2 protein-coding genes, 19 tRNA genes and 2 rRNA genes (1 of these 23 running past the window's edge) are annotated in these 6,639 nt (G+C 50.8%); 21 read left to right on the top strand and 2 right to left on the bottom strand.

The window, feature by feature from the left end:
• From ACQ4MX_RS12945 to ACQ4MX_RS12845, 21 genes are all read left to right on the top strand, one after another.
• A 23S ribosomal RNA gene (locus ACQ4MX_RS12945) occupies positions 1–2,504 on the top strand; it begins 423 nt to the left of the window's first position.
• A 134-nt stretch (positions 2,505–2,638) separates the two neighbouring features.
• A 5S ribosomal RNA gene (gene rrf, locus ACQ4MX_RS12940) occupies positions 2,639–2,755 on the top strand.
• A gap of 37 nt (positions 2,756–2,792) precedes the next feature.
• Positions 2,793–2,869: transfer RNA gene (locus ACQ4MX_RS12935), tRNA-Ile, on the top strand.
• A 23-nt stretch (positions 2,870–2,892) separates the two neighbouring features.
• A tRNA-Ala gene (locus ACQ4MX_RS12930) sits at positions 2,893–2,968 on the top strand.
• Positions 2,969–2,972: 4 nt separating this feature from the next.
• Positions 2,973–3,048 (top strand) — tRNA-Asn (locus ACQ4MX_RS12925).
• Positions 3,049–3,221: 173 nt separating this feature from the next.
• Positions 3,222–3,293, top strand: a tRNA-Glu gene (locus ACQ4MX_RS12920).
• 6 nt (positions 3,294–3,299) lie between these two features.
• Positions 3,300–3,375: transfer RNA gene (locus ACQ4MX_RS12915), tRNA-Val, on the top strand.
• A 31-nt stretch (positions 3,376–3,406) separates the two neighbouring features.
• A tRNA-Met gene (locus tag ACQ4MX_RS12910) sits at positions 3,407–3,480 on the top strand.
• A gap of 24 nt (positions 3,481–3,504) precedes the next feature.
• Positions 3,505–3,581, top strand: a tRNA-Asp gene (locus tag ACQ4MX_RS12905).
• Positions 3,582–3,662: 81 nt separating this feature from the next.
• Positions 3,663–3,735: transfer RNA gene (locus ACQ4MX_RS12900), tRNA-Phe, on the top strand.
• A 25-nt stretch (positions 3,736–3,760) separates the two neighbouring features.
• A tRNA-Thr gene (locus ACQ4MX_RS12895) sits at positions 3,761–3,836 on the top strand.
• 4 nt (positions 3,837–3,840) lie between these two features.
• Positions 3,841–3,926, top strand: a tRNA-Tyr gene (locus tag ACQ4MX_RS12890).
• Between the two features lie 20 nt (positions 3,927–3,946).
• Positions 3,947–4,019: transfer RNA gene (locus ACQ4MX_RS12885), tRNA-His, on the top strand.
• Positions 4,020–4,035: 16 nt separating this feature from the next.
• Positions 4,036–4,110, top strand: a tRNA-Gln gene (locus tag ACQ4MX_RS12880).
• 4 nt (positions 4,111–4,114) lie between these two features.
• Positions 4,115–4,190: transfer RNA gene (locus ACQ4MX_RS12875), tRNA-Lys, on the top strand.
• Between the two features lie 14 nt (positions 4,191–4,204).
• Positions 4,205–4,291 (top strand) — tRNA-Leu (locus ACQ4MX_RS12870).
• A 6-nt stretch (positions 4,292–4,297) separates the two neighbouring features.
• A tRNA-Gly gene (locus ACQ4MX_RS12865) sits at positions 4,298–4,372 on the top strand.
• A 10-nt stretch (positions 4,373–4,382) separates the two neighbouring features.
• Positions 4,383–4,454, top strand: a tRNA-Cys gene (locus ACQ4MX_RS12860).
• Positions 4,455–4,480: 26 nt separating this feature from the next.
• Positions 4,481–4,557: transfer RNA gene (locus ACQ4MX_RS12855), tRNA-Arg, on the top strand.
• A 22-nt stretch (positions 4,558–4,579) separates the two neighbouring features.
• Positions 4,580–4,653: transfer RNA gene (locus tag ACQ4MX_RS12850), tRNA-Pro, on the top strand.
• 9 nt (positions 4,654–4,662) lie between these two features.
• A tRNA-Gly gene (locus tag ACQ4MX_RS12845) sits at positions 4,663–4,733 on the top strand.
• 105 nt (positions 4,734–4,838) lie between these two features.
• Here ACQ4MX_RS12845 and ACQ4MX_RS12840 read toward each other — a convergent pair.
• Together ACQ4MX_RS12840 and ACQ4MX_RS12835 are read right to left on the bottom strand one after the other, a co-directional pair.
• Entirely contained in the window at positions 4,839–5,942 is a 1,104-nt protein-coding gene (locus ACQ4MX_RS12840) for a PAS domain-containing protein (RefSeq protein WP_431090991.1), read from the bottom strand.
• Positions 5,935–6,588 (bottom strand): response regulator, encoded by a 654-nt coding sequence (locus ACQ4MX_RS12835; RefSeq protein WP_431090990.1) that lies wholly within the window; start codon positions 6,586–6,588, stop codon positions 5,935–5,937. The genes ACQ4MX_RS12840 and ACQ4MX_RS12835 overlap by 8 nt, the downstream gene beginning before the upstream one ends.
• Positions 6,589–6,639: the final 51 nt, after the last annotated feature.

Below are 6,639 nucleotides of genomic sequence, written 5' to 3'. Positions count from 1 at the left end.
TGCGGGGCACGTGAAACCCCGTATGAATCCGGCAGGACCATCTGCCAAGGCTAAATACTCCCTGGCGACCGATAGTGAAGCAGTACCGTGAGGGAAAGGTGAAAAGCACCCCGGAAGGGGAGTGAAATAGATCCTGAAACCGTGTGCTTACAAGAAGTCAGAGCCCTATTGATGGGTGATGGCGTGCCTTTTGTAGAATGAACCGGCGAGTTACGTTCCCGTGCAAGGTTAAGGTGAAGAGCTGAAGCCGCAGCGAAAGCGAGTCTGAATAGGGCGACTTAGTACGTGGACGTAGACCCGAAACCGGGTGATCTACCCCTGTCCAGGGTGAAGGTGCGGTAACACGCACTGGAGGCCCGAACCCACGCATGTTGAAAAATGCGGGGATGAGGTGGGGGTAGCGGAGAAATTCCAATCGAACCCGGAGATAGCTGGTTCTCCCCGAAATAGCTTTAGGGCTAGCCTCGGAATAAGAGTCGTGGAGGTAGAGCACTGATTGGGTGCGGGGCCCGCAAGGGTTACCAAGCTCAGTCAAACTCCGAATGCCATAGACTTAGTTCCGGGAGTCAGACAGTGAGTGCTAAGATCCATTGTCGAAAGGGAAACAGCCCAGACCATCAGCTAAGGTCCCCAAGTGTGTGTTAAGTGGGAAAGGATGTGGAGTTGCACAGACAACCAGGATGTTGGCTTAGAAGCAGCCACCATTGAAAGAGTGCGTAATAGCTCACTGGTCGAGTGACTCTGCGCCGAAAATGTAACGGGGCTAAACACGCCACCGAAGCTATGGCTTGATGCTTTGCATCAGGGGTAGGGGAGCGTTGAATGTGGGTTGAAGGTGTACCGTAAGGAGCGCTGGACTGCATTCAAGTGAGAATGCCGGTATGAGTAACGAAAAGATCTGTGAGAATCAGATCCGCCGAAAGCCTAAGGGTTCCTGAGGAAGGTTCGTCCGCTCAGGGTAAGTCGGGACCTAAGGCGAGGCCGATAGGCGTAGTCGAAGGACAACAGGTCGAAATTCCTGTACCACCGTAATCCGTTATGAGCAATGGGGTGACGCAGTAGGGTAGTGACGCGGACTGATGGATGTCCGTCTAAGCAGTGAGGCTGGTGTGTAGGCAAATCCGCACATCGTAAGGCTGGGCTGTGATGGGGAGCGAAAATTGTAGTAGCGAAGGTCATGATCTCAGACTGCCAAGAAAAGCCTCTAGCCAGGAGAAGGTGCCCGTACCGCAAACCGACACAGGTAGGCGAGAAGAGAATTCTAAGGCGCGCGGAAGAACTCTCGTTAAGGAACTCGGCAAAATGACCCCGTAACTTCGGGAGAAGGGGTGCCTCGGTAGGGTGAATAGCCCGAGGGGGCCGCAGTGAAAAGGCCCAAGCGACTGTTTAGCAAAAACACAGGTCTGTGCGAAGCCGCAAGGCGAAGTATACGGGCTGACGCCTGCCCGGTGCTGGAAGGTTAAGGGGAGTGGTAAGTCCTTCGGGGCGAAGCTATGAACCGAAGCCCCAGTAAACGGCGGCCGTAACTATAACGGTCCTAAGGTAGCGAAATTCCTTGTCAGGTAAATTCTGACCCGCACGAATGGCGTAACGACTTGGGCGCTGTCTCAACGAGAGATCCGGTGAAATTTTAATACCTGTGAAGATGCAGGTTACCCGCGACAAGACGGAAAGACCCCATGGAGCTTTACTGCAGCTTGATATTGAATTTGGGTACGATCTGTACAGGATAGGTGGGAGCCTAAGAGACTTGAGCGCCAGCTTGAGAGGAGGCATCCTTGGGATACCACCCTGATCGTATCTAGGTTCTAACTTGGTACCGTGATCCGGTACGAGGACAGTGTCAGGTGGGCAGTTTGACTGGGGCGGTCGCCTCCTAAAGAGTAACGGAGGCGCCCCAAGGTTCCCTCAGAATGGTTGGAAATCATTCGAAGAGTGCAAAGGCAGAAGGGAGCTTGACTGCGAGACCTACAAGTCGAGCAGGGACGAAAGTCGGGCTTAGTGATCCGGTGGTACCGCATGGAAGGGCCATCGCTCAACGGATAAAAGCTACCCTGGGGATAACAGGCTTATCTCCCCCAAGAGTCCACATCGACGGGGAGGTTTGGCACCTCGATGTCGGCTCATCGCATCCTGGGGCTGAAGTAGGTCCCAAGGGTTGGGCTGTTCGCCCATTAAAGCGGTACGCGAGCTGGGTTCAGAACGTCGTGAGACAGTTCGGTCCCTATCTGTCGTGGGCGTAGGAAATTTGAGAGGAGCTGTCCTTAGTACGAGAGGACCGGGATGGACGTACCGCTGGTGTACCAGTTGTTCCGCCAGGAGCACCGCTGGGTAGCTATGTACGGAAGGGATAAGCGCTGAAAGCATCTAAGCGTGAAGCCCCCCTCAAGATGAGATTTCCCAATTAGTAAGACCCCTTGAAGACGACGAGGTAGATAGGTTGGGGGTGGAAGTGCAGTAATGCATGGAGCTGACCAATACTAATCGGTCGAGGGCTTATCCTAAGGATAGGACGCAATGGAGTTTCGGATCCAGTTTTCAGGGTGTAACACCTTGAAGAAAAGCGCATGGTTATTCATTCACACGATTAGTGATGAACCGAATACCCATACGGTAGAATTTGTTTTACAAATTCATGTTTGGTGGCGATAGCGGAGGGGTTCCACACGTACCCATCCCGAACACGACCGTTAAGCCCTCCAGCGCCGATGGTACTTGGACCGCAGGGTCCTGGGAGAGTAGGACGTCGCCAAGCAATGTCCCTTTAGAGGATAATGAAGACATACATATTAGGGCCTTTAGCTCAGCTGGTTAGAGCGCACCCCTGATAAGGGTGAGGTCGGTGGTTCGAGTCCACTAAGGCCCACCACTTCTTGATGAAACAAAACGACTGGGGCCATAGCTCAGCTGGGAGAGCGCCTGCCTTGCACGCAGGAGGTCAGCGGTTCGATCCCGCTTGGCTCCACCAATATTCCCTGATAGCTCAGTTGGTAGAGCACTCGACTGTTAATCGAGTTGTCACAGGTTCGAGTCCTGTTCGGGGAGCCAAATCTTGGATATTTCTGAATTTTACATATAAGATGGCGGCGTAACTGAGCTGGTTGAGGCCTATGATTCATTCCAGTGAGGTTAAGGATGTAATCCCTATGCTGCTTATTGGAGAGATACCCAAGTGGCTATAAGGGGACCCTCTCTCTCCGCCAGATATTATTTATTGTTAAGGCCCGTTGGTCAAGCGGTTAAGACACCTCCCTTTCACGGAGGTAACAGGGGTTCGATTCCCCTACGGGTCATAGTATGGAGGCTTAGCTCAGCTGGGAGAGCATCTGCCTTACAAGCAGAGGGTCGGGGGTTCGAACCCCTCAGCCTCCACCATTTATGTTATACAAGTATTCCATTTTAATGTCGCGGGGTGGAGCAGTTCGGTAGCTCGTCGGGCTCATAACCCGAAGGTCACAGGTTCAAATCCTGTCCCCGCAATTGATTTTCCTTAGGATTATCTATGGAACTGTGGTGTAGAGGCCTAACATGCCTGCCTGTCACGCAGGAGATCGCGGGTTCGAATCCCGTCAGTTCCGCCATTTTATGAAATATATAACTGGCATTTTTGTGTATTCTACATATAATGTGGGTTTGTATATTACAGATATAAAACAATATATGGCTCGGTAGCTCAGTCGGTAGAGCAGAGGACTGAAAATCCTCGTGTCGGCGGTTCGATTCCGTCCCGAGCCACCTTTCAAGTGGGAATGAGTAATGTGCCGGTGTAGCTCAACTGGTAGAGCAACTGACTTGTAATCAGTAGGTTGGGGGTTCAAGTCCTCTCGCCGGCACCATTTTGGAGGATTAGCGAAGTGGCCAAACGCATCAGACTGTAAATCTGCTCCCTTACGGGTTCGGTGGTTCGAATCCATCATCCTCCACCAGTCTTTTCATAATCATTATGGCGGTCGTGGCGAAGTGGTTAACGCACCGGACTGTGACTCCGGCATTCGTGGGTTCAAGCCCCATCGGCCGCCCTTTATTTTCATTTAATGGGGATTAGCCAAGCGGTAAGGCAACGGACTTTGACTCCGTCATGCATAGGTTCAAATCCTATATCCCCAGCCATTAAGAGCCATTAGCTCAGCTGGTAGAGCACCTGACTTTTAATCAGGGTGTCGAAGGTTCGAATCCTTCATGGCTCACCATTTATATTTATTTTGCGGTCGTGGCGGAATTGGCAGACGCGCACGGTTCAGGTCCGTGTGGGCTAACCCCCGTGGAGGTTCGAGTCCTCTCGACCGCACCATATTTTGCGGACGTGGCTCAGCGGTAGAGCATCGCCTTGCCAAGGCGAGGGTCGCGGGTTCGATTCCCGTCGTCCGCTCCATTATCCATTCGGCGCCATAGCCAAGTGGTAAGGCAAAGCTCTGCAAAAGCTTCACTCCCCAGTTCAAATCTGGGTGGCGCCTTTACTGCTTATTATGGATTACATTTTGCGCCCTTAGCTCAGCTGGATAGAGCGTTTGACTACGAATCAAAAGGCCGGGAGTTCGAATCTCTCAGGGCGCGCCATTTTCTTAAAAATGTATAATATCGGGATGTAGCTCAGCTTGGTAGAGCACCTGGTTTGGGACCAGGGGGTCGCATGTTCAAATCGTGTCATCCCGATACTGATTTGCGGGTGTAGTTCAATGGTAGAACTTCAGCCTTCCAAGCTGATAGCGTGGGTTCGATTCCCATCACCCGCTTTTTGCTATAGCGGATTCTTGTTGCCTCAGTGGTGACACCTTATAAATAAAGAGAGCCTGTCTGGGGACAGCGCTCTCTCTTTTTTTATTTATGCTGCTATATCTTTACACAGGAAGGGTCAGTTGGATGGAGGTCCCGTGTTCCGGTGCAGAGGTTACGGTGATCCATCCTCCTACGCCCCTGGCTCGTTCCTCCATGCTGAACAGTCCCACGCCTTCCCCTTGAGATTGCTCAGAGAATCCGATACCCTCATCCCAAATGGTCACTTGTATGACTTCACCCTGATCCTCTACGTCGACATGTGCCTCAGCTACGTCCGCATATTTGGCTACATTCGTCAAGGCTTCCTGTACAATCCGATAAATCGCTATTTCCTTTCGGATATCAAGGCGTTTACGCAAATTACATTGAAAATGTACCTCAATTCCGTAATGAGAACAATAGTTTTCAATATAGGTCCGTATGGCTGGTACGACGCCTAAATCATCCAGAACTGAGGGGCGAAGTTCCCACGCCAGTCCGCGGACATCCTTAATAATGTCAGTCACCTGTGAACGCAGCTTTTCCAGAGCAGGATTAGGCTGTTCGGCAAGCTGACTATCCAGTTGAATAATCAGCGAAAACAAGCTTTGCCCAATTCCATCATGCAGCTCTCTTGAAAAACGCTTGCGTTCTTCCTCCTGTATTTGCATCACTTGCGTCATCATCGTCTGCAGCTCAGCTTCTACTTTTTTAAGTTTGGTTACCTCATTACGGATCGCCAAATACTGATAGGGCTTACCTTCTTCGTCCATGAACGGAACGATGGTGGTATTCACCCAATAGTAGGTGTTGTCTTTGGCTCGATTACGTATTTCTCCCTGCCATACTTCGCCTGAGCGAATTATGGTCCACAGGTTTTTCATAAAGGCAGAAGTATGATAGCCCGAATTAATGAGGCGATGATCCCGACCGATCAGCTCTTCCCGACTGTATTGCGAAATCTCGCAGAACTTGTCGTTGACGTACTGAATAATGCCGCGGTGATCGGTCAAAGCAACGATAGAAGACGTATCCAACGCGAATTTCAGATTGGATAACTGGTGGAGTGAGTTACGCAGTGCATGGAGAAAAGGGGATTCCGGTATATGCGCTTCCAAATCATCCAGCAGCTTATCGGCTGACTCGCCAAAAGCATGCTGGAGCAAAGGTTTAGAAGGTTCATTCATAATGCAGCAGCCCCTTTTTTAGTGCAAATTTGACCAGCTCGGGCCGTGTTTTCAGGTTAAGCTTTTCCATCAGATTACTTTTGTGGGACTCCACGGTTTTAACGCTGATCACCAAGCGCTCGGCAATTTCCTTGTTCGCGTATCCCTTGGCTACCCATGAGAGAATTTCCTTTTCCCGTTCAGAAAGGGACTCATACGGGCCGGCTATGCCTTCCTTCTTGATCTTATCCAGATATTCACTCATCAGCCGTTTGGTTGCATTCGGGTACAGATAGGCGCTACCTTCGGCGACAGACTGAATGGCAGCAAGTAATTCCTCGTGAGGTGCGCTTTTTAAAATATATCCGGAGGCTCCGGCCTGAATGGCCCGAAACAGATATTCTTCATCGTCATGCATCGTTAAAATAAGTATTTCTGTATCAGGCAACTGTTTTTTCAATTCAGTGGTTGCCGTAAGACCATCTTTGCCAGGTGGCATACTAAAATCCATGAGTACGACATGGGGCTGTAGCTCTATCGCCTTGCGAATCGCTTCATCCCCATCCGCTGCATCTCCTACCACCTTAATACCGTGTTTGCCGTCCAATAGGGCCATAAGGCCGGAACGTACGACAACATGGTCATCCACTACAAGTATACGAATCAATTTGTCATCCCCTCGAACGGTAGAACCGTACGTTTTGTCATCATCATATCA

This window comes from Paenibacillus sp. 8b26, assembly GCF_050626875.1.
Lineage (GTDB): Bacteria > Bacillota > Bacilli > Paenibacillales > Paenibacillaceae > Paenibacillus.
Note: the sequence above shows the minus strand (reverse complement) of the source record. Positions and strands in the feature narration are given on the sequence as shown.

Coding starts and splice junctions, on each gene's coding strand:
- ACQ4MX_RS12840 (WP_431090991.1), bottom strand. CDS start 5,942: ATGAATGAACCTTCTAAACCTTTGCTCCAGCATGCTTTTGGCGAGTCA.